This window comes from Actinoplanes sp. NPDC051851, assembly GCF_040681165.1.
Classification (GTDB): domain Bacteria; phylum Actinomycetota; class Actinomycetes; order Mycobacteriales; family Micromonosporaceae; genus Actinoplanes.
The window spans coordinates 250,382-271,636 of sequence record NZ_JBFAYF010000004.1 but is presented as its reverse complement, the minus strand read 5'-3'; the positions used below and the strand labels follow the sequence as shown (position 1 = coordinate 271,636).

17 protein-coding genes are annotated in these 21,255 nt (G+C 72.6%); 8 read left to right on the top strand and 9 right to left on the bottom strand.

Features of this window, described 5'->3' with window-relative positions; genetic code table 11:
• Positions 1-5 precede the first annotated feature (5 nt).
• The 3 genes from AB0M08_RS06680 to ispH all read right to left on the bottom strand — a co-directional run bounded on the left by AB0M08_RS06680 (position 6) and on the right by ispH (position 4,523).
• Positions 6-1,007 carry a hypothetical protein gene (locus AB0M08_RS06680; RefSeq protein ID WP_364489536.1) on the bottom strand — a complete coding sequence of 334 codons (1,002 nt, stop codon included), beginning with the start codon at positions 1,005-1,007 and terminating at the stop codon, positions 6-8.
• A 68-nt stretch (positions 1,008-1,075) separates the two neighbouring features.
• On the bottom strand, positions 1,076-3,535 hold the full coding sequence (locus tag AB0M08_RS06675; protein ID WP_364489533.1) for a hypothetical protein: 2,460 nt from the start codon (positions 3,533-3,535) through the stop codon (positions 1,076-1,078).
• A gap of 55 nt (positions 3,536-3,590) precedes the next feature.
• A complete protein-coding gene (ispH, locus tag AB0M08_RS06670) occupies positions 3,591-4,523 on the bottom strand; it encodes a 4-hydroxy-3-methylbut-2-enyl diphosphate reductase (protein ID WP_364489531.1) in 933 nt (310 codons plus the stop codon).
• 130 nt (positions 4,524-4,653) lie between these two features.
• Between ispH and AB0M08_RS06665 the strand changes: the two genes are divergently transcribed.
• From AB0M08_RS06665 to AB0M08_RS06650, 4 genes are all read left to right on the top strand, one after another.
• On the top strand, positions 4,654-6,063 hold the full coding sequence (locus AB0M08_RS06665; RefSeq protein ID WP_364489528.1) for a family 2B encapsulin nanocompartment shell protein: 1,410 nt from the start codon (positions 4,654-4,656) through the stop codon (positions 6,061-6,063).
• 2 nt (positions 6,064-6,065) lie between these two features.
• Positions 6,066-7,286: a family 2 encapsulin nanocompartment cargo protein terpene cyclase gene (locus AB0M08_RS06660; protein WP_364489525.1), complete on the top strand. Its 1,221-nt coding sequence runs from the start codon at positions 6,066-6,068 to the stop codon at positions 7,284-7,286.
• The gene (locus AB0M08_RS06655; RefSeq protein WP_364489522.1) at positions 7,286-8,140 is read left to right on the top strand and encodes a geranyl diphosphate 2-C-methyltransferase; all 855 of its coding nucleotides are present in this window, start codon (positions 7,286-7,288) and stop codon (positions 8,138-8,140) included. Before AB0M08_RS06660 ends, AB0M08_RS06655 begins: the two co-directional genes overlap by 1 nt.
• Positions 8,141-8,205: 65 nt before the next feature.
• Complete coding sequence (locus AB0M08_RS06650; RefSeq protein WP_364489519.1) at positions 8,206-9,147, top strand: TIGR03619 family F420-dependent LLM class oxidoreductase; 942 nt, start codon at positions 8,206-8,208, stop codon at positions 9,145-9,147.
• Here the strand turns inward: AB0M08_RS06650 and AB0M08_RS06645 are convergent.
• Positions 9,054-9,635: a tetratricopeptide repeat protein gene (locus AB0M08_RS06645; protein ID WP_364489626.1), complete on the bottom strand. Its 582-nt coding sequence runs from the start codon at positions 9,633-9,635 to the stop codon at positions 9,054-9,056. The genes AB0M08_RS06650 and AB0M08_RS06645 overlap by 94 nt on opposite strands.
• 118 nt (positions 9,636-9,753) lie before the next feature.
• Between AB0M08_RS06645 and AB0M08_RS06640 the strand changes: the two genes are divergently transcribed.
• Positions 9,754-10,584 carry an SAM-dependent methyltransferase gene (locus tag AB0M08_RS06640; RefSeq protein WP_364489516.1) on the top strand — a complete coding sequence of 277 codons (831 nt, stop codon included), beginning with the start codon at positions 9,754-9,756 and terminating at the stop codon, positions 10,582-10,584.
• On the opposite strand, the gene AB0M08_RS06635 is transcribed toward AB0M08_RS06640, so the two are convergent.
• Positions 10,581-11,366 carry a hypothetical protein gene (locus AB0M08_RS06635; protein WP_364489513.1) on the bottom strand — a complete coding sequence of 262 codons (786 nt, stop codon included), beginning with the start codon at positions 11,364-11,366 and terminating at the stop codon, positions 10,581-10,583. The two genes, AB0M08_RS06640 and AB0M08_RS06635, sit on opposite strands and share 4 nt — an antisense overlap.
• Positions 11,367-11,415: 49 nt before the next feature.
• Entirely contained in the window at positions 11,416-13,149 is a 1,734-nt protein-coding gene (locus tag AB0M08_RS06630; protein ID WP_364489510.1) for a beta-galactosidase family protein, read from the bottom strand.
• A 68-nt stretch (positions 13,150-13,217) separates the two neighbouring features.
• On the opposite strand from AB0M08_RS06630, the gene AB0M08_RS06625 reads away from it, so the two are divergent.
• Complete coding sequence (locus AB0M08_RS06625) at positions 13,218-13,940, top strand: hypothetical protein (RefSeq protein WP_364489507.1); 723 nt, start codon at positions 13,218-13,220, stop codon at positions 13,938-13,940.
• On the opposite strand, the gene AB0M08_RS06620 is transcribed toward AB0M08_RS06625, so the two are convergent.
• On the bottom strand, positions 13,914-14,072 hold the full coding sequence (locus AB0M08_RS06620; protein WP_364489504.1) for a hypothetical protein: 159 nt from the start codon (positions 14,070-14,072) through the stop codon (positions 13,914-13,916). The two genes, AB0M08_RS06625 and AB0M08_RS06620, sit on opposite strands and share 27 nt — an antisense overlap.
• A gap of 64 nt (positions 14,073-14,136) precedes the next feature.
• Between AB0M08_RS06620 and AB0M08_RS06615 the strand changes: the two genes are divergently transcribed.
• A complete protein-coding gene (locus AB0M08_RS06615) occupies positions 14,137-19,104 on the top strand; it encodes a CHAT domain-containing protein (protein WP_364489501.1) in 4,968 nt (1,655 codons plus the stop codon).
• A 55-nt stretch (positions 19,105-19,159) separates the two neighbouring features.
• Here AB0M08_RS06615 and AB0M08_RS06610 read toward each other — a convergent pair whose 3' ends face one another.
• Positions 19,160-19,435: an excalibur calcium-binding domain-containing protein gene (locus AB0M08_RS06610; protein WP_364489498.1), complete on the bottom strand. Its 276-nt coding sequence runs from the start codon at positions 19,433-19,435 to the stop codon at positions 19,160-19,162.
• Between the two features lie 369 nt (positions 19,436-19,804).
• Here AB0M08_RS06610 and AB0M08_RS06605 point away from each other — a divergent pair, with 369 nt between their 5' ends.
• Positions 19,805-20,833: an ion transporter gene (locus AB0M08_RS06605; protein WP_364489495.1), complete on the top strand. Its 1,029-nt coding sequence runs from the start codon at positions 19,805-19,807 to the stop codon at positions 20,831-20,833.
• A 3-nt stretch (positions 20,834-20,836) separates the two neighbouring features.
• On the opposite strand, the gene AB0M08_RS06600 is transcribed toward AB0M08_RS06605, so the two are convergent.
• On the bottom strand, positions 20,837-21,184 hold the full coding sequence (locus AB0M08_RS06600) for a hypothetical protein (protein WP_364489623.1): 348 nt from the start codon (positions 21,182-21,184) through the stop codon (positions 20,837-20,839).
• Positions 21,185-21,255: the final 71 nt, after the last annotated feature.

The window sequence follows — 21,255 nt, the reverse complement described above, 5'->3', positions numbered from 1 at the left end:
TTCGGTCAGGCCTTCTTGACCAGGACCTTCTTCCCGGAAGCCTTGATCGTGTACGCCACCGCCACCCCGTTGTACGGGTTCTTGGCATGGATCTTGACGCCGCCGCTGACGTTCGTGGCCGTGATGACCTTGTACATCACCGAGGTGTTGAAGCCGGCGACGTCGGCCCGGACGGTCTTGCGGAGCTCGGCGAGCTTGACGGCCTTGCCCTTGGCGCCGGAGCGGACGTCCGAGGCGGCCCACTGCGCCACGCTGCGTACGTTGGCGCTCATGTCCTGGTACGCCAGCGCCTTGATCAGCACATCCTGGCCGATCGTCGTGCCGGCACCGGGCAGCGTGACGGTCTGAGCGCCGTAGTGGAAGTCGAGATCCTGGCTGTTGTTCTCGCCGCTGGAGCCCTGGGCGCCGGTGAGCACCCCGGTCGCGTCGGTGTCGAACGTGAGGGTGAGCTTCTCGCCCTCCTCGTCGAGCGTGAACGTGTACGCCGCCGACCCGTCCTCGTGGGCTACCTTGGTGCCGGCGTGCCTGCTCTCCTCGACCACGATCGCCGAGGGGATCATCGCGTACTCCGCGGCCCATCCGTCCACGGTCAGCGTGGTCTGCGGGACGAGGACGAACGCGGCGTTCGGGTACCCGGCCGTCGTGGCGGCCGACGCGGCCTTGCCGGGGAAGTACTCGATCGGGATCCAGATCCCCCTCTTGGCGGCGCCGTACACGTCGTGCGGGTAGGCACCGGTGGAGACCAGGTGGCCGGTGCCGTGCGCCCGGTCGATCTCGAACGCCCCGGCCATCTTCTGCCCGTAGTCGGTCCCGGTGTAGGTGCCGGCGTAACCGTCGGTCTGGGCCTTCCCGGTGGCGACCGAGACCGCCGTCAGCGCGTCGTGCATCTCGGTCGCGCTGAGTTGGGTGGTGATGTCGTCGGCGTACGCGGCGGCCGGGGCGAACAGCACGCCGGCCGTGATCGAGGCGGTGGCCAGCGCCATTGCGGGCCGGGACAGACGGAGCACCGGAGGTTCCTTTCGGTGAGAGCTGGGTCACTCCTACCGTCGGCACCTCCCGGGATCCGATGAGCCGGTCAGCGCGACAGGAGCGTCTCGTAGCTCGAGCCGCCGCGGGCGACCGGCCAGGCGGTGTCGTCGGCGGGGGAGCGGCCGTCGTCGAACGCCGTGCGCAGCTCCGGGACCCGGTAGAGCCAGACCCCGCGGGAGCCGACCCGCCCGGTGAACCGGATCGGCCCGGCCACACCCTTGTCGGTGATCTCGTTCTCGGCGAGCGACTCGGCCATCCGGTAGCGCAGCCCGGCGAGGCCCTCCGGGTCCGCGGGGACGCCACCGGGGCTCCGGCGCCGGGCCGCCGACTCGAGCAGCCAGACCGCGTCGTATGCGCCTGCCGCCCAGCCCCCGGCCAGCGCGTCGGCCTCGCCGTCGGGCAGCGGCCGGGGGCTGGTGCAGCGGTTCAGGTAGCGGCCGATCGCCGCGGTGAAGTTGCGCCGCCAGGCCGCCCCGGCGATCTGCCGTCCCCGGTACCGCGTGCAGGAGAGCAGCGGCCCGTGGGTCACCACGGTCACGCGTACGCCGAAGGGGACGGTCGCGGCGAGCGCCGGGTCGGTCAGGAAGCGGGCGACCGAGGAGCCGGCCAGGATCTCCGGCATCCACCGGGCCGGGCAGTGTCCGCGCAGGTCGTCGAGGAAGGCCGCGAAGTCGGTGTACCGGCCGCCGAAGAAGACGGCGGTGGGGCGGCCCGGCGACGCGCAGGCCGGGGAGAGGTCGTCGTCGGGGGTGTTCCAGGAGACCTCGGCGAGCGTCGTCCCCACGGCGGTGAGCAGGCTCCGGCGGGCCAGCACGTCGTGGCGCAGCGAGGCGACGTAGAGGTCCCGGTTGCCCGGTCCGGCCCACTCGTGCGGCGCGACGGTGTAGAGGGTCGCTGGCCGGTTCGGCAGGCGGGTGGCGTACCGGAGGACCATGTCGGCCTGTGTCGCGTTCGGGGCGCCGATCGGGAAGAAGCCGTGCATCGCCGCGCCGAACCCGTCCGCGGTCATCGTCGGGCTGACCTGGACCAGTCCGTCGTAGTCGAGCCGCTTCAGCGCGGTCCGCGTGACGCCGGTGCTGTCCACGGTCACCATCGCGCCGACCACCCGGTTGCCGGATGCCCGGGCGAACGATTCCACAAGATCAAGAGCTTTTCCGGTACGCAGACCGCGGGCACCGGCGTTCACCACGGCAAGCCGCAGCAGCGGGAGCGCGGGGTCGTCGTTGATCTCACGCTGCGCGGCGTAGGCCCCGGCCAGTCCCTCGCTCTCCGGCACCGCCGAGCCGCCCGGCCCGGTCCCGGTCAGCGAGGTCACCAGCAGCACGGTCAGCACCTCCCGCCCGTCCCGCCCGCGTTGTCCGCCCTGCCCGTCGCGCCCGCCCTGTCCGCTCCGCTCGTCGTGCCCGGTCACCGCCCGGTTCTCCGCGTAGATCCGGCTCTCCCACGGGCTGTCCCCGAACGGATCTCCGCACAGTTGGAAGCCGACCCGCTCCCCGCCCACCGTCGACACCGCCGCGTCGCAGGAATCCGCCCGGCCGACGACGGCCGCCCCCGCACCCACCAGACTTACGGCGATAAATACGGACAGGATGAGGCGACGGGATCGCGGGCGAAGGAACGGTGCCCGGACGAGCGGCCGATCCGGCGGCACCACGACAGGACCGCCCCGGACCGTGGACCCCTGCGGCAGCACCAGCACCGCCGACCGGCGCCCGATTCCGGCGTACGCCAGGACCAGGGCATTCGAGGCGGGAGTGGCCGGACCCGGGCCGACGACGAGGACGGGATACTCCGCGCGCCACGCCCGGAACCAGGTCGCCGGCCGCCACCAGCACCGGTCCCACGCGTCCGCGAGGTCGGTGAAGTACGCCGCCGCCAGCAGCCGCGCGTACCGGGGATCGCAGACCCGCCCGTCCCTCGCGCTCTCCCGCGACCACTCCCGAGCCGCCCGGCGGAGACTGCCGGACGAGCCGGAGGCGGGGGCCGTGGGGCCGGCCGGGCCGGGCGAGGCGGAGGTCCAGAGCGCCCGTAGCCGCCGGTAGCGGATCAGGGCGGCCGGTAGCGGTAGCAGGCCGACGGTCACGGCGGCGACCGCGAAGGCGAGCCGGAGCGACGGGACCGCGACCGCGAGCGCCGCGAACGTGCCGGCCAGGGAGAGCCATGCGGGGCGGAAGCGGGGCACCCCGAGGCGGTGCGCCCGGGTGGACGGCAGCCGCCGCAGCCGGTCGAAGTGCGGGAACGGGATCCACGTCCCGAAGTGCCGTGCCTCGTCCAGGATCGCCACCAGGTCACGCCCGTCCGGGTCGACGGTCGCGATCGGGCAGGCCTCCGGTGTCAGTGCGCGGATGCGCTCGGGGCCGTACTTCCGCGGGACCAGGACCGGGGCGTCCGGCCCGCGCCGGTCCTGCCAGGGCCGGGTCCGCCAGGCCAGATCGCGGCGGATCGCGTCGTCCAGCGACTCCACGCTCTTGGCCGTCCGCCGGGACAATCCCGTCGTTTCCGTCACGCTGGGAGGAAACGCGGCGATCCAGCGCGAGTGACGGACAAAATCCTACGAAAGTCTAATTTCGCAGGGAGGGGGGCACCAGGAAGGTGATCGTCTCCGGTTCGGCCGTCTGCTCGCGTACGTCGATCGGGCCGGCCGCAGCCAGCGCCGCTACCACGCCGTCCACCAGGTGCGGAGGTGCGGAGGCGCCCGCGGTGACGCCCACGGTGCCCGCCCCGCGCAGCCACGCCGGATCGATCCCGGACGCGTCCTCGATCAGGTGGGCGGCGGTTCCGAGCCGCCGGGCCACCTCGACCAGCCGCTGCGAGTTGGACGAGTTCGCCGAGCCGACCACCAGGATCAGGTCGCACTCGGCGGCGATCGCGGCCACCGCGCTCTGCCGGTTGGTGCTGGCGTAGCAGATGTCCTCCGAGTCCGGGCCGCGCAGCCGCGGGAAACGGTCACGCAGCGTGTCGACGACGCCGGCCGTCTCGTCCACGGCGAGGGTGGTCTGGGTCAGGTAGGAGACCCGCGCGGGATCGTCGACGGTGACCGCGGCGGCCTCCGCGACGTCCCGCACCAGGCGGATCCCGGGCGCGTGGCCGAGCGTCCCCTCGACCTCCTCGTGGCCCCGATGTCCGATCAGGATCACCGTGTCGCCGCGCGCGCCGAACCGCCGGGCCTCGGCGTGCACCTTGGCCACCAGCGGGCAGGTCGCGTCCACCACGTCCAGGCCGCGCCGCTCCGCCTCGGCCTGCACCGCGGGCGCCACGCCGTGCGCTGAGAAGACCACCGTCGCGCCGTCCGGCACCCCGTCCAGCTCATCGACGAAGACCGCGCCCTCCGCCTCCAGGTCGGCGACCACGTGGGCGTTGTGCACGATCTGCTTGCGTACGTAGACCGGCGCGCCGCGCAGGCGCACCACGTGGCGAACCATGTCGATGGCGCGCTCCACGCCGGCGCAGAAGGACCGGGGCGCGGCGAGCACGACCGTGCGGGGGGTCTCCATGGCCTTTGACCCTATAAGTCCTGTTCAGGGCCGTGATGGGGATTTCCGAAATTCAGACGAACATGCCGCAGATGCGATAGAACGGCCGAAGTCAACCAGATGCGCAATCCGATGAACGGAAGGCACCTTCGTGGCGACACCAACGCAGTCCGAGATCCGTGAGGAAGAGCAGGAACAGCAGCGGCAGAGTCTGAGTACGGCGGCCGCGCGGAACCTGGCGAACACCACCAAGACCGTCCCGCAGATGCAGGAGATCACCTCCCGGTGGCTGCTCCGGAAGCTGCCGTGGGTGCAGGTAAACGGCGGTACCTATCGGGTGAACCGGCGGATGACCTACCGGATCGGCGACGGCCGGCTCAGCTTCACCAACGTCGGCGCGCAGGTCCGCGTCGTCCCCGGTGAGCTGCGGGAGCTCTCCGTCCTCGCCGAGTTCGAGGACGACGAGGTCCTGCGCTCGATGGCCGACAAGTTCGTCCAGCAGGAGTTCCAGCCGGGTCAGGTGATCGTGGAGTTCGGCTCGATCGCCGACCATGTCTACCTGGTCGCGCACGGCAAGGTGAACCAGGTCGGGGTGGGTGCGTACGGCGACCCGGTCAACCTCGGCGTGGTCGCTGACGGCGAGGCGTTCGGCGAGCAGTCGCTCACCGAGGACGAGCGCATCTGGGACTACACGGCCAAGGCGATGACCGCGGTGACCCTGCTCGCCATGCCGCGCTCCGCGTTCGCCCAGCTGATGACGCAGAGTGAGCAGCTGCGGTCGCACGTCGACCGGTTCCGGGCCAAGAACAACCGCCCGCAGAACAAGCACGGCGAGGCCGCGATCGCGGTCGCCGCCGGCCACAAGGGCGAGAAGACCCTGGACGGTACGTACGTCGACTACGAGGAGTCCCCCCGGGAGTACGACCTCAGCGTCGCCCAGACCATCCTGCGCGTGCACACCCGCGTCGCGGACCTCTACAACGAGCCGATGAACCAGCTGGAACAGCAGCTGCGGCTGACCGTGGAGGCGCTGCGAGAGCGCCAGGAGTACGAGATGATCAACAACCGCGAGTTCGGCCTGCTGCACAACGCCGACCTGCGGCAGCGCATCCACACCCGGAGCGGCCCGCCGACGCCGGACGACCTGGACGAGCTGCTCAGCATGCGGCGCGCGACGAAGTTCTTCGTGGCGCACCCGCAGGCGGTCGCGGCGTTCGGCAGGGAGTGCACCAAGCGCGGCATCTACCCGCCGATGATCGAGCACGACGGGAGCATGTTCCCGTCCTGGCGCGGCGTGCCGATCCTGCCCTGCGGCAAGATCCCGGTGACCGAGACGCACACCACCTCCATCCTGGCCATGCGGACCGGCGAGTCCGACCAGGGCGTCGTCGGCCTGCACCAGACCGGCATCCCGGACGAGTACCAGCCCAGCCTCTCGGTGCGGTTCATGGGCGTCAACGAGCAGGCCATCATGTCCTACCTGGTCAGCGCGTACTACTCGGCGGCGGTGCTGGTGCCGGACGCGCTCGGCATCCTGGACCACGTCGAGCTGTCCCACTGATCATGACCAGCACGCTGCTGCCGCCGACCGTACGGCCCTGGCCGTCGGTGAGTCGCCCGTCGTCGAGCACCTCGCCCGTCGCCGGGCCCGCCGCGAAACCCGCCGGGACGGGGCTCGGGCTGCACATCCTCCGGGACCGAGTGGGAGCACCCGCCGCCGATCTCGGCGCGCTGCTCTCGCCCGTACCGCAGATAAGCCTTGCTCCCCGGGGTCTGGGCACGTCGGCGGTGACCTTCTGGAAGCCGCCGGCGGAGCCGGAGGCGGAGGAACCGCGGCTTTTCTGTCCGGGACCGATCAGGGACGACCGGGCCCTCGGCGAGCACGTCAACGAGGCGGTCGTGGACTGGGCCGAGCGGATCGGGATCTATCCCGGCCGGCTCGACAAGCTTCGGTCGGCGAACTTCGGCCGGTTCATGATGCTCGCCCATCCGCAGACCAGGGACCCGGACCGGCTGCTCGCCGCGACGAAGTGCCTGGTCGCGGAGTGGGCGACGGACGACTACTACGTGGACGAGGTGTCGCTCGGCGCCGAGCCCATGGTGGTCGGCTCCCGGCTCGCCAAGCTCCACGCGGTGACCGATCGTGCCTCGCTGCCCCGCAGATACGCCGCGGAGATGGACGAGCACCACCGGCTCCAGCCGATCTCGGAGGCCTTCCGCACCGCGATGGAGCATCTGGGCCGGTACACCTCGGTCGCCCAGATGGGCCGGTTCCAGCACCAGATGACGATCCTCTTCCTGGCCTGGGGCCAGGAGGCGGACTGGCACGTCAACGGGCGTACCCCGCCGGTCTGGGAGTACCTCGTGCAGCGGCACCTCAACAGCTACCTGCCGCCGATGATCCTGATCGACGTGCTGGCCGGCTACGAACTGCCGCCGAACGAGTTCTTCCACCCGAAGGTGCGCGAGGCCTACACCACCGCCGGTAACGCCGCGGTGCTGGTGAACGACCTCTACTCGGGCAAGAACGAGTCCGATACCGATCACAATCTGCCCACCGTCCTCATGGCCGAGGAGAAGCTCACGCACCGCGAGGCGGTGCTGCGCACGGTGGAGATCCACAACGAGCTGATGCGGACCTTCGTGAGGCTCGCCGCCGAACTCAGCGTTACCGGCTCACCGCAGTTGCGCCAGTTCCTCGCCGACACCTGGGCGTGGACCGGGGGGAGCCGCGAATGGCACGCGACCACCGGCCGGTACCACTCTGACACCAAGGAGAACTGATGACGACGACCGCCATTTCCCCGCTGCGCACCGACTTCGAGCGTTCGGTGGCGCAGTACTGGAACACCAACCAGGTGGACCCGGTCAACCTGCGCCTCGGCGAGGTCGACGGCCTCTACCACCACCACTACGGCGTCGGTGAGCCCGACCTGAGCGTGCTCGAGGGCCCGGCCGACACCCGCGACCAGCGGATCATCAACGAACTGCACCGGCTGGAGAGCGCCCAGGCCGACGTGCTCCTCGACCACCTCGGCCCGATCCAGCCCGGCGACGCGCTGCTGGACGGCGGCTCCGGTCGCGGCGGCACCAGCATCATGGCGAACGCCCGCTTCGGCTGCCAGGTCGACGGCGTCTCGATCTCGGAGTACCAGGTCGGCTTCGCCAACGAGCAGGCCCGGCTGCGCGGCGTCGCCGACAAGGTCCGCTTCCACTTCCGCAACATGCTCGAGTCCGGCATCGGCACCGGGTCACGCCGGGCCATCTGGACCAACGAGACGACGATGTACGTCGACCTCTTCGACCTGTACCGCGAGTTCGCCCGGATGCTGCGCTTCGGCGGCCGCTACGTCTGCATCACCGGCTGCGCCAACGACGCCAAGGGCCGCCGGTCCAAGGCGGTCAGCCGGATCAACGAGCACTACACCTGCGACATCCACCCGCGCAGCGACTACTTCAAGGCACTCGCCGCCAACGACCTGGTCCCGATCAACGTGATCGACCTGACCGCGGCGACCATCCCGTACTGGGAGCTGCGCGCCGAGTCCTCGGTCGCCACCGGCATCGAGGAGGCTTTCCTGACCGCGTACCGGGAGGAGAGCTTCCACTACCTGCTGATCGCCGCTGACCGCGTCTGATCTGTTCGGATTTCTCCGTCGCCGGGGCGTCGACCCCGGCGACTCTTCTTTTCTGCTCCGTCCACATGCGATCTAGGCTGCTCGTCATGCGTCTCGGAGTAACGCTTCCTCAGACGAACCACTATGACCTTTCCCATGACGTGACCGCATTCGCCCGCAACGCTGAGGCGATCGGCTACGACAGCCTCTGGGCATATGAGCGAATCCTCGCCCCGATCGACACCAGCGGGCCGCACGGTCTCTACGGTGTCCCTGACCTTCCCTGGCCCGTCCACTACGCCCACACCACCGACGCCCTGGTCACCCTGACCCTGGCCGCCGCCGTGACCACCCGTGCCGAGCTCGGCACCGGCGTCCTCGTCCCCGGTCTGCACCTGCCGTTCCGGCTGGCCCGCAGCCTCGCCGCGCTGGACACCGCATCCGGCGGCCGGGTCATCGCGGGCCTCGGCTCCGGCTGGTCCCCCGACGAGTTCGCCGCCACCGCACCGCGACCCCTCGCGGAACGGGGCGCCGCCCTCGACGAGTTCCTCGACGTCGCGGCCGCCACCTGGGCCGCCGACCCGGTCTCCTTCTCGAACCCCCGGTACGAGCTGGCGCCCAGCCACGTGAACCCCAAACCCGCCCGCCCCATCCCGATCTTCCTGGCCGGGAGCAACCGCACCTCGCTGTCCCGGATCGCCCGCCGCGCCGACGGCTGGCTCCCGACCGGCGTCCCGCCCGCCCAGACCGGCGAGATCCTCACCGCCCTGCGCGCCGAGGCGGCCGAACGGGGCCGCTCGGTCTCCTGCGTGTTCCAGGTCGGGCTCCGCTCGCTGGCCCCGGTCCCCGCCGCGGACCGGCAGCCGTACACCGGCGACGTCTCCCAGGTGGCGGAGGACATCGCCGCCCTCGCCGCCGCCGGTGTCGACCACGTCTACGTCAACCTCGCCTCCGTCTGCGACGACCTGAAGGAGCTCACCACCGCCGCCGAGTCCCTGCACGACGCGGTCCGCGCCGTCGTCCTCTGACTCGTCACCGCCGGTCCTCGGGGGTGTCCCGCAACGCCGCGACACCCCCGAGGACCGATCCGCCCGTCAGCCGATCGTGAGTGTGGGACGACCCGGCGGTCATACTGAGGAAAATGAACACCGACCGGCAGCCTTTCAGCGTCGCGGACGTCAAGCCCTACGCGGTGCCTGCACGGCTCGACGACCTGCAAGGCCCTGACCACGGTGTGGTCACGCTCCCTCGGGACGTGGCATGGAGCGGTCGACGGGAGCGCCGCCGGAAAGCCGTCGCCGAGCTCGGTGGCCAGGGCCAGCGCCGCGGTGTGCCGGTCCCGCGCCTGGTCCGGACGGCCCAGCGCGGTCATCGCCTCGCCCAGGCTGTTGCCGGTGTGCGCCTCGCCCGCGCGCTCGCCGAGCCGGCTGAAGACGGTGAAGGCCTGGCCCAGCAGGTCGAGGGCCTCAGCGGCGGGGCCCTCATGGAGCAGGGTGAGGCCGAGCCCGTCGATCACCCTGGGCTTCGTGGCCCGCGGCACCGGCGCGCCGGTCACCGACTTCAGCGTCAACGGTCATGAATGTGGCTAGAGTGACCGGCGCCACTGTGGACTGAGCGCTCGAAGGAGAACCGGCGTGTCCGACCCCCGGCTCGACACCTCCCGGCCGCACCCGGCCCGCCGGTACGACTACTGGCTGGGCGGCAAGGACAACTTCGAGGCCGACCGGGAGTCCGCCCGCCAGATCGAGGAGCGGATGCCGAAGGTACGGCTCACCGTGCACGAGAACCGCTGGTTCCTGCACCGGGCCGTACGCTTCCTCGCCCACCGCGGCGTACGCCAGTTCCTGGACATCGGGACCGGCATCCCCACCTCGCCGAACACCCACGAGATCGCGCAGGGCGTCGACCCGGCGTCACGGGTGGTCTACGCCGACAACGACCCACTGGTGCTGGTGCACGCCCGCGCCCTGCTCACCGGCGCCCCGGAGGGCCGGACCGCGTACCTCGACGCCGACCTGCGCGAGCCGGCGGCGATCCTGGGCGACCCTCAGCTGCGCGGCACCCTGGACCTGACCGAGCCGGTCGGCCTGCTGCTGATCGCGATCCTGCACTTCATCCGGGACGCCGAAGATCCGCGAGCCATCCTGGACACGCTGATCGGCGCCCTGCCGGAGGGCAGCTACGTGGTCGCCACGCACGTCACGCTGGAGTACCTGACGCCGGAGGAGTTCACCGCCCTGCGCGCGGTCGCCGAGACCCAGTCCCAGGCCCGCTCCGGCGCCGAGCTCGCCGCGCTCTTCGACCACCCCGCCCTGGAACCGGTCGGCGTGGGCGTGCAGTCGGTCGCCCAGTGGTGGGCCGAGGACGCCCCCGGCCCACGCCCGAGCGCCGAGGACGTCGCCTGCAACGGCATCGTCCTGCGCGTACGCGAAAAGGTTCAGCCCGGGTTCCGGAACCCGGGCTAGACGCCGACGGTGAGCGTCGCGGTGTAGCCGGCGGTGACCGAGCCGCTCAGCGCGGGCATCTCGGCCGTGTAGCCGTCCTTGAAGACGTTGTCGGTGGAGAGGCTGACCTGGGCGAAGTTCGTCACGCTGGCGCTGTACCCGGTGGTCGCGAAGACCTTCTTGGCGACGTCGGCCGGCATCGCCAGCTGCGAGGTGTGCAGCTTCGTCTTGTACGAGGTCGCCTTGGCGAGACTCGGGTACACCTCGAAGTGGATGTGCGGCCACCGTCCCGAGTAGCACGCCGGGAAGATGCTCTTGAAGGTGACGTACCCGGTCTTGCTCGCGACCTGCACCCCGCGCAGGTAGTTCTTGCTGGTCAGTCCGGAGGAGTAGAGCGAGTACCCGCCGTCCCGGTTGCATTGCCAGAGGTAGACCGCGAGCCCCTTGGCGGGCTTCTTGGTCTTCACGTACAGCAGCTTGAGCTTGACGGTGAGCGGGATGCCGGCCGCCGTCCCGGTGGCGCTGCCGAAGCACTTGCGGATGTCGCTGCGCACGATGCCGCTGCGCTTGAGCACGTTCAGGCCGTTCGAGTTGGAGCCGTCCGCAGGGTACGGCCCCTGCGTCTCCTCCGGGATGGTCTTCAGGCTGGTGACGGCCTGTGCCGCCGTCTCCAGCCCGAAGGTCACCGCGGTGAGCGCGCCGCCGCCGACCAGCCCGAGCAGCCCTCGCCGGTGCAGGGTCGGCAGGTCGTGGCTCAGGCCCAGGTCGTGGCCGTACGGCGCGCTGTCATCGTCGTCGTGCATGAGAATCCCCCGTGAGTGTCCCGGTGGGGCACCGGGAGGTCACGGCCGATCATCCCAGGTCAGCGGCGTCCACGAGGCTGATCTCTCCGGTACGCCGGCCGTCCAGCTCCAGCACGACGATCTCGTTCGCGCCGGTTCGCAGCAGCGGCCCGGGCAGGTACAGGGTGCGCTGCGGACCGCGATCCCAGAACCGCCCGAGACCGAAACCGTTCACCCACACGTAGCCCTTGCCCCAGCCCGGCAGCGCCACGAAGGTGTCACCCGGCTCATCCACCGTGAGCGCGACGCGGAAGAAGGCCGGCTCGCTGCCCACCCGCGCGCCGTCGTTCGCCCACTCCGGTCGCGGGCTCTCCAGATCGATCGCGTACGCCGTCACGGCGTGGACGAACTGCCTCGCGTGCCGCACCCCGCCCACGACGCCCTTCGGCTCGCCCAGCGCGGGACCGTAGTTGACCCGTCCCATCGACTCGACCAGCAGCTCGACGGTGGCCGGCCCGGTCACCTCGACACCGGTCACGCCGTCGCGCTCGAGGATCCCGGCGGGTTCCCCGTCGACCGTGACGTAGGCCCGGTCGTGCAGCCCGCTGACGGTGAGCGGGTGGGCGGCGCGCGGCCCGGGGATCTCGAAGCGGTACCCGGCCAGCCCGTGCACCAGCCCGAGCTCCTCGAAGGTCGGCGGCACCGGGTGCGACGTCCTCGGCAGAGATTCCGCGTACGCGGAAAGCGGTGTGGCATCGACGACGGGAAGCGTGACCGGCGGCAGGAGAGCGGGCTGGGCGGGAAGCTCGGCCGGGTTCGCGCCGTGCTTGGCCAGAACCTCGCGGAACAGGTGGAACTTGGCGGTGGGCGCGCCGCGCTCGTCGATCGGGGCGTCGTAGTCGTAGGAGGTGACGGTCGGTTCGAGGGCGCCGTCGGCATACTCGCCGCCGAGGTTCGCGCCCGCCGTCGTGCCGAAGCTGGTGCCGCCGTGCGCCATGTAGAGGTTGACCGAGGCGCCCGCCGCGAGGATCCGGTCGAGCACGTCGGCGGCGTCGGCCGGGTCGCGGGTCACGTGGGCGGCGCCCCACCGGTCGAACCAGCCGTCCCAGAACTCCATGCACATCAGCGGCCGGTCCGGCGGCAGCATCGCGAACGCCTCCTCCGGCCCGGACCCGAAGTTGACCGTGGCGAGCACGTCGTCGAGCGTCCCGCCGGTGAGCATGTAGTCCGCGGGCCCGTCCGAGGTGAAGAGCGGCACGTCGATCCCGCGCCGCGTGAGCCCGTCCGCGAGGTGCCGCAGGTACGCCCGGTCGCTGCCGTACGAGCCGTACTCGTTCTCGACCTGGACCATCACCACGGTCCCGCCCCGGGTGACCTGACGGCTCTCGATCAGCGGGGTGAGGTGGTCGAACCACTCGTCGACGTGCGCGAGGTACTCGGGGTCGGCGCTGCGGATCCGCCGTCCCACGAGAGCGGTGAGCCAGGCGGGCAGCCCGCCGTTGTCCCATTCCGCACAGATGTACGGCCCCGGCCGGACGATCGCGTCGAGCCCCTGCGCCGCGGCGGCGTCGAGGAAACCGGCCAGCTCGCCGAGCTTGACGATCCGTCCCTTCGCCGGCTCGTGGTAGTTCCACGGCACGTACGTCTCGACGGTGTTGAGGCCCAGTGCGCGAAGCATGCCGAGCCGGTGTTCCCACTGCTCGGGGCGGACCCGGAAGTAGTGCAGACCGCCGGAGAGGATGCGATGGGGGCGCCCGTCACGGAGGAAGTCCCGTCCGCTGATGGCGAAGCTGCTCGTCGTCATAGTAAGCGGGACTGTAGCCGGATCGTCCCGGCGGGCCGGGGTCGCCGGGTGCTGCCACCATGGCGTCCATGACGATCGCTCCAGGCGGATCAGATTCGGGCGGATCAGGTTCGGGCGGATCAGGTTCGGACAGCGCGACGCCCCCGAATCCCTACGGCGCGTACCCGGCGGCCGAGGGGCTGGGCGGCGTCGCCGCCCCGCTGCTGGCGGCCGCTGCCGCCACCCTGCTCGGCCTGGTCCTGCAGATCGAGGCGAGCCTGCGCTGGCCCGGTCTCGCTCTGCTGCTGCTCGCCGTGGCCACCGTGCTGATGCTCCGGGTGGTCCAGTGCAACGCCCGGGCGCGCGGCTACGCGGTCACCCCGGGCGAGGCGCTCGCGTGGTACCCGGACGCGGACGACCCGGAACGGCGCCGGGTCGTCTTCGCGGAGCTGGAACGGCACCGCGCGGCCTGGCGGTTCTGGATCGGCAGCGCCCGGCGGCACTACAACCTCGGCGTGCTGTTCCTGCTGCTGGGCACGATGGTGACGATGGTGCCGGCCGACTCCGCGGCACTCACCCCGGCCCGCTGGCTGGCGATCGGCGTGATCGGGCTCGGGTGCGCCGCCGAGGTCCTGGCCGTGCTGCTGGACCGCCGCCGGCCGGCCTGGTGGTCACGCTGGTGGGCGGTGGAGCCGGGCCTGCGGTGGTACGCCCGGCTGCCCGCGCGAGCGGTGCGGTGGGCGGCGCCGCCCGACCCGCCGGTGCCGCCGGCCCGGCCGGCCGGCTCAGCGGGCGGACCGCTCGTGCCCTGAGTCCGGCCGCTCCCGCCAGACCCCGGTGAAGCGGCAGCTGCCGAGGTGCTCGGTCTCGGGCGGGACCTTGCAGACCGGGCAGCGCTCCTCCTGCTCCCGCGGCCATTCACGAGTGGGTTCTCTATCGGTCACCGTGCCATTGTGGACAGGGGCCGGTGATGGGGACAACCGGCGTCGCCGACGGGAGGCACCAGCCATGCCGATCCGAGACCTCGATCTGACCGCCGACTCCGTGACCGGCCCGTGGCGGTGGCGCTGGGTGCTCACCGACGCCGCCACCGGGGAACGCCTCGCCGAGCACACCGTGGCGCCCGACCCGGAGCGCTGGGAGGTGACGGCGCTCGCGGACCTGGAGGCGTACCTCGCCTGGCGGGCCGAACCGGACCGGCGGGTGGCGAGCGAGGCCGAGTTGCTCCGGCGGATCGGCGCCTTCCTCGGGCAGGAGGTGCTCGGCCCCGGCGTGCTCGCGGCGCTCCGCGGCGACGACCCGGTCCGGCTGCGGATCCACGTCGCGGCGGCACCGCACCTGACCGGGCTGCCGCTGGAGCTCGCCGGACCGGACGGCCGGCTCCCGGCGCGGATCTCCTTCCGGACGGGTGAGCCGGTGCCGAGGGCGTCGCACGACGGGCCGCTGCGGATGCTGGCCGTCTTCAGCCTGCCCACCGGCACCACCGCGCTGCGCCTGCGCTCCGAACGGCAGCGGCTGACCCGGCTGATCGAGGAGCTGGACCGCCCGGTCGAGCTGGAGGTCGTCCAGTGGGGCGTGACCCGTGACATCCTCGCCGCCCGCCTCGCCGAGGACGGCGGCCCCGACCTGCTGCACCTCTCCGGTCACGGTTCCCGGGGCCGGATCCTGCTGGAGGGCCCGGACGGCGAGCCCGACGAGATCGGCGCCGAGGAACTGGTCGCGCTGATCCGCCCGGCCCGCGACCGGCTCCGGCTGGCCTTCCTCTCGGCGTGCGAGTCCGGGATGACCGGCGACGCCGCCGGGCTCGGGGTCCGGCTGGCCGGCGAGATCGGCTGCACCGTGCTGGCGATGCGCTACCCGGTCACCGACGACGTCGCCGGTGATCTGGCCGAGGCCTTCTACCGGCAGCTGATCCACGAGGGACGGGACGCGGGTGACGCGGCCTTCCGGGCGGTACGCGCGGTGGCCGGCGCCGGGCCCACCGCCTCCCGTCCGGCCCTGTCGCTGGCCGCGCCGGTGCTGATCGGCCCGGACGAGACGACCCTCGACCGGCCCGCGGCCGGGGCGCCGTCGATCACCGGGTCGGGCCTCCCGCCGGAACCGGAACTCTTCGTCGGTCGCGACGCGCTGATGACCGCCGCGAACGCCGCCCTGCGCCCGGGGAGCGGCACCCCGGTTCTCCTGCTGACCGGCATGGCCGCGGTCGGCAAGACCACCTGCGCGGTGGAGCTCGCGCACCGGCACGCCGGCGACTTCGGCGCGCGGATCCTCTGGGCCGCCCCGGAGCGGGACGCCGCCCTCGCCGACGGCCCGGCGGCGTTCGCCTCGGCGATCGGCCCGGAGGGTTCCGCCGCTCGGCCGCCCGCCGTGGCGGGCGGCTGGGATGTGGATGCACTGCTCGCGGGCTGTGACGAGCGCCGGGCACTGCTGATCCTGGACAACGCCGAATCCCTGCTGACGGGGGACGGGCGGTGGGCGGATCCGCGCTGGGCGGAGCTGATCGCCGCGGTCGCCGCCGGGACCGGCCCCACCCGGCTGGTGATCACCAGCCGGGTCCCGCCCGCGGGTCTCGCCGGGGCGGGCGTCCGGCGGATCGAGGTCGGCCCGCTCTCCGGCGGCGAGGCGGACGCCCTGATGCGGCAGCTCCCGGGCCTGCGCACGCTGCTGCACATCGACGACACCGGCGCGGGGGCGGACCGGGACCGGGCACTCGTCGGCGCGGTCAAGGCCGCCGCCGGGGGCCACCCGCGACTGCTGGAGCTGGCCGATGCCGCGGCGAGCGACCCGGACGCCCTGTCCCGCCTGCTCCGTGCCGATCTCGGCGACACCCTGGCCGAGTGGACCCGGCAGGCGGTCGACCGGCTGGATTCCGGCCCGCGGCTGCTGCTCCGGATCCTGGCCGCGGCCGAGCCGGGGCACCGCTCCGCCGCGACCGCCGAACACGCCTGGTCCGAGATGGGCGCCGGGCGGCCGCCGTTCGCGGCCCTTGAGGAGGCATCGCTCACCCGGCTCCGTGCCGACGGGTACGAGGTGCACCCCGCGGTGGCCGAGATCGTCCGGAGCGGTACGCCCGCCGAGATCGGCACCCGGGTGGAGACCGTCCTCGCCGAGGCCTGGGAGCTGATCGCCCGGGAGCAGAGCGCGCGGGGCGACCGGGAGGACACCGGGATCGTGGTCGCCGCGCACCTCGCCGCGGTGCCGTACCTTCTGCGGCTGGACCGGCACGCGCGGGCCGCCGGGAACCTCAACGCGGCGCTGATCCGGGACGCGGGTCCGCGGGTGGCCCGGATGGCGCTGCCCCTGGCCCGGGCGCTCGCCGTGGGCACCCCGGCGCGGGACGTGCTGCTCGGTCTCGCGTACCAGCCGATCGACCCGGACGCCGCGGAACGGTACCTGCGGGCGGTCCTGGCGAACGGGGACGACGACGTGGTCGCGGTCGCCGCCGGTGCCCTCGCCAACCAGCTGTTCCAGCAGGGCCGGCTCGACGAGGCCACCGAGCTGGCCGGGCGGGCCCGTCGCCTGGGCGATCGCTGGGGGCCGTGGACCCGGGCCGGTTCCCGTCTCCGTGAGCTGGCCGTCCTGGCGGAGTCGGGCCGTTCCGAGGAGGTGCTGACCGAGGTCACCGCGCTACTCGCGAGCCTGCCGGAGGGTGCGTCCGGGGAGCCGGAGAGCGTCGTGCCGTGGGCGGTCCGGGAGAGCGCCCACAACCTCGCGGTGGTCGCGGCCCTGGGCCTGGAGCGGTGGGAGGCGGCGCTCGACCACAACGGACGGCTGCTCGACAGCGTCCAGCGGCGCGGTGCGCGGGAGGCGGAGGTGGCCCACCACTGGTTCAACGACGCCGCCCCGCTGATCCGGCTGGGCCGGTTCGGCGAGGCGCGCCGGGTGCTCGACTACTGCGGGCGGGTCTTCGACGAGCACCACGACGACACCCGCCTCTCCCGGGTCCTCGGCACCCGGGCGCTGCTCGCCGCCGAGCGGGGCGATCCCGGGGAGGCCGCCGAGCTGGAGCGTGCCGGGCTGCGCCTGGCGTACCGCAATCCCGAGCTCGCCGACGTCGCCACCGGCCATCTGATGCTCGGCAACCACCTGCGCGACCTCGGCACCGACCCGGCCGGGCAGCTTGCCCACCATCTCGCGGCCGCCCTGCTGCGCCGGCTCGGCGGTGCGGTCCTGGATCCGGGCCTTCTGGGTACGATCGCCGCCGACCTGCATACGTACGGCCAGAGCCGGCTGCCGGACGACGCGGCGGCGCTGACCGCCCGGGTGGAGCGGGTCCCCGGCGTCCGCTTCCACGACCTGGCCACCGCGCTGACCGGCCCGGATGTGGAGCCGGGCGCCGTCGACGACGTCTTCCGCGGGCTGCTCGACGAGGTGCGGCGGGAGGCCACGGCGGGCGGTTTCGACGTGACCGGAACCCTGCTGCGCTGGGACAGCCGGATACCGGTGATCGCCGCCGCCGCGGCCGGTGAACAGCGCGCGGCCCGTCCGATGGAGGCGCTGCTCCGCGGGGCGCCCGGCCCGATGGCCACCGCGATCCGGGCGATCGTCGCCGGGGAACGGGACCTCGCCACCCTCGCCGGCGGGGTGCACCCGGCCGACGTCGCGGTGCTCCGCCGGGCACTGGCCGCGATCGCCTGGGCGGAGCGGACCGGCGCCGCGCCGGACGACGAGCGGTTCACCCTGACCGAGGCGGACTACCATGCCGCGGTCGACGAGAACGACCAGCTGCGAGCCGGGACGCGCGCCGCCGAGCTCAGCGGCATGCTCCGCGGGCGGCACGAGTATCCCGCCGCCCTGCGCTACGCGGACCTGGCCCTGGACCACGACCGGCGGGCCGGCTTCGGGCCGTGGAAGCTCCGGTTCGACCTGGGCCGGCGCCTGCAGCTGCTCGGCGACCTGAACCGGCCGGACGACGTGCTCGCCGAGCTGGAACCGCACCGGCCGAACCTGCGGGGCGAGCCGGACCTGCCCAGCCCGGCCGACCCGGTCAACCCGTCGACGGTCCGGGAGGACCTGCTGACCTTGGGCCGGCTGGCCGCGTCGGCGCTGGGGGAGTGGGAGGTGGCGCTGAGCTACCAGGAGGACCGAGTGGCCGGCGCGGAGATGCGCGGGGTGGCGGAGCCCGAACTGGCCGAGCTGCGCCTGGACCGGGTCCGGTTCCTGATCGACCTCGGGCGCCGGGAGGAGGCGCGGACGCAGCTCGGCGCGATCCGGGCGGTTCTCGTGCGTACCGGAGATCCGGCTTTCCGGGTCGCGATCGCGTCCTACGACGAGGCCCTGGCGACGGCGGATCAGGGCGCCACGGACGCCGTGGGCGAGACCGGTGGAGCGCTGGCGGAGGCGTACCGGGCGGTCGCCGCGGGACGGCTCGACCCCCGGCTGGTGGCTCAGCAGCACGTCCTGGCCGGCGAACGGCTGGGCGAGGCGGACGAGCCGGCCCGGAAGGCGGCCCACCTGCTCGCCGCCGCGGTGATCTGCGGGCTGGCCGGGGATCCGGACCTCGCCGGTCATACCGTCCGGCACGCCGCGCCGCACCTGTACCAGCTCGACGGCACCCGGTTGTCGTTCACCCTGACGGCGCTGGTCACCGAGGTGGAACGGTGGCCCGGCGTCCGGTTCACCGAGCTGGTCACCCGTCTCGGCACCACGGCCTCGGCGGCCACCCTGTTGACCGGGCTGGTGCGGGCGGCGTACGCGATCCCCGCGCACGACCTGTTCGCGCTGGACCGGGTGGTGTCCGAGATGGCGGAGGAGATCGCCGCGGTCGTCGCCGCGGCCACCGGCGGCCCGCCGGAGCGGACCGCCGCCGAGGAGTCGCTCGCCCGGCTGGCGGAGATCCCGGACATGCGGCCGCTCATCGAACCGCTGCGCCGGGCGGCGGCCGGTCAGCCACCCGCCGACACCGTCCTGCGGGCCGTGCACCCGATCCACGCGGCGGTGCTGGCCGAGGTGCGTACCCGGATGCTCGCTCGCTGACCGGTCCCGGTCCGGCGCCCGCATCGCTCTCGCCGTGCGGGCGCCGGACCGTGGGTCAGCGCTTCTCGCAGGCGACGCCGTCCTTGTCGCGGTCCATCTTCTTGTTCGCGTTGTACAGCTTGGTGTTGACGTGGAAGTTCGTCACCGGCTTGGTCGAGCCGCGGACCTTGTCCTTGGCGCCCTTCTTGCCGACCCCGTGCTTGTACGTCTTGTTCAGCGCCGTGCAGTTCTTGAACGTCTTCACCGCGGCGTCCGCGGGCCCGGCCACCGCGACCAGCCCACCGACGACCAGCGCGACGGTCAGACCTCCGCGCACCACCCTGTCCAGCATCAGTCTTCTCCCCTCAGGGCCCCACACGCAGGACCCTGCACTCACGACCATGTGCCGCTGGACCCTAGGGCATCCCCGCTCGTCCCCGGCGCGGCTTTTCCGCCTTCCCCGCCCGATTCGCCGGGATGCCGGGGTGAATTTCCGCCCGGATCGGTGACCGCCCGCTCACTGCGGTGGTACCCGCCCTCACCCGTTCGGCGGATCTCGTTCGGTGAGCGCGCCGTCCCTGCCGACCGCAGGAGGCTTTGTGGCGGGGATCCGTTCTGGCGCCCGAAAGGTGGACGTCTGTGGTATTAGTGTCGGTTCTGAGTTCGCTGTCTGATTAGCATATGCTCCGGCCGACCGCATGCCGGAGGAGAGCACCGCTTCATGATTCGTCCCCGCGAGCTGGCCGCGCGCTGCGCCTCGGCCGTCGACGCACCCTGGTTCAATCTGGCCGGGTTCACCGTGATCCTGGTGAACGCGGCCGCGATGGGCCTGGAGACCTACGACGCGCTGGAGCACGCGCCCGCCCTCAAGGCCGTCGAGTACCTCTGCGTCACCGGCTTCGTGCTGGAGCTGCTCGTCCGGTTCGGGGCGCACCTGACCGCGCCGGGACGGTTCTTCCGGGACGGCTGGAACATCTTCGACCTGGCCATCGTGATCGCCCCGGCGCTGCCCGGCGTCCGGGAGAACGTCACGCTGCTGCGCCTGCTCCGGCTGGCCCGGCTGCTGCGGACGTTCCGGCTCTTCCCGAGCCTTCGGGTGATCATGGTGGGGATACGGCGGAGCCTGCCCGGACTCGGCAGCTTCCTGCTGGTCACGGTGCTGGTCCTGTACGCGTACGCGATGCTCGGCTGGATGATGTTCGGCCACGCCTACCCGGAGCGGTACGGCACGGTCGGGCAGGCGATGCTCACGCTCTTCCTGCTGCTCTCGCTGGACGGGATCACCGACACCCTGCAGGCCGGCCGCGAGGTGACCGAGTGGGCGGTCCTCTACTACGTGTCGTACATGGTGACCGCCTGCTACCTGCTGACCAACCTGCTGGTCGGCGTGGTGCTGACCGCGCTGCAGGAGGCGCAGGAGGCGGAGCGGGCCGCCCAGCTGGCGCAGCAGGTCCGCAAGGTCCCGGCCACCCCGGAGAAGCAGCTGCCGGGCGCCGCCGCGGTCGCCGGTCTCGCCGACGACGCGGAGAACGCCCCGCCGCCGGGCCCGGCCCCCGCACCGGCGCCGGTGAGCGTCCGCGAGCAGCTGGACCATCTGCGCGCCGCGGTCGACGCCCTGGAGGCGCAGCTCACCGCGAACCTCGCCGGCGCCCGGGACACCACGCACGCCCTCTCGGTGCACGGCCACGTCCCGCACGCCGGCCCGGCGGTGGTGCACGCCAGGACGCCCGCCGAGGAACCCGCTCAATAGCGGTCAGGCGGTCACGGTGGCCTTCACCGGTGGGCTGATCACCGACAGCTCCAGGACCGGCGGCATCGGGGCACGGCCGGGACCGCCCGCGCGGACCCACGCCTCGATGTCGCCGAGGACCGTGTCGTCGAGCACCAGCCCGAACCAGACCGGTCGCGCACCGGCCCGCCGCGCGGACGGCTCCGGATGCACCACGATCACGTTCGCCTGCGCGCAGACGTCCAGGCAGAGGCTGGTCCGGATCCGGTGCTCCGGTGCGAGGGCCGCACGGAGCCGCTCCAGCTGGGCGTCGTGGTCGACGGCCGGGTACTTGCTCGGACTGCCGCAGCAGCAGTCACGGCAGACGGTCAGGGTGCAGCCGGGCGTCGGGTCGTCACTCACGATCACAGACGTTAGCCCGTCTTCTGGAGCACGGACGAGAC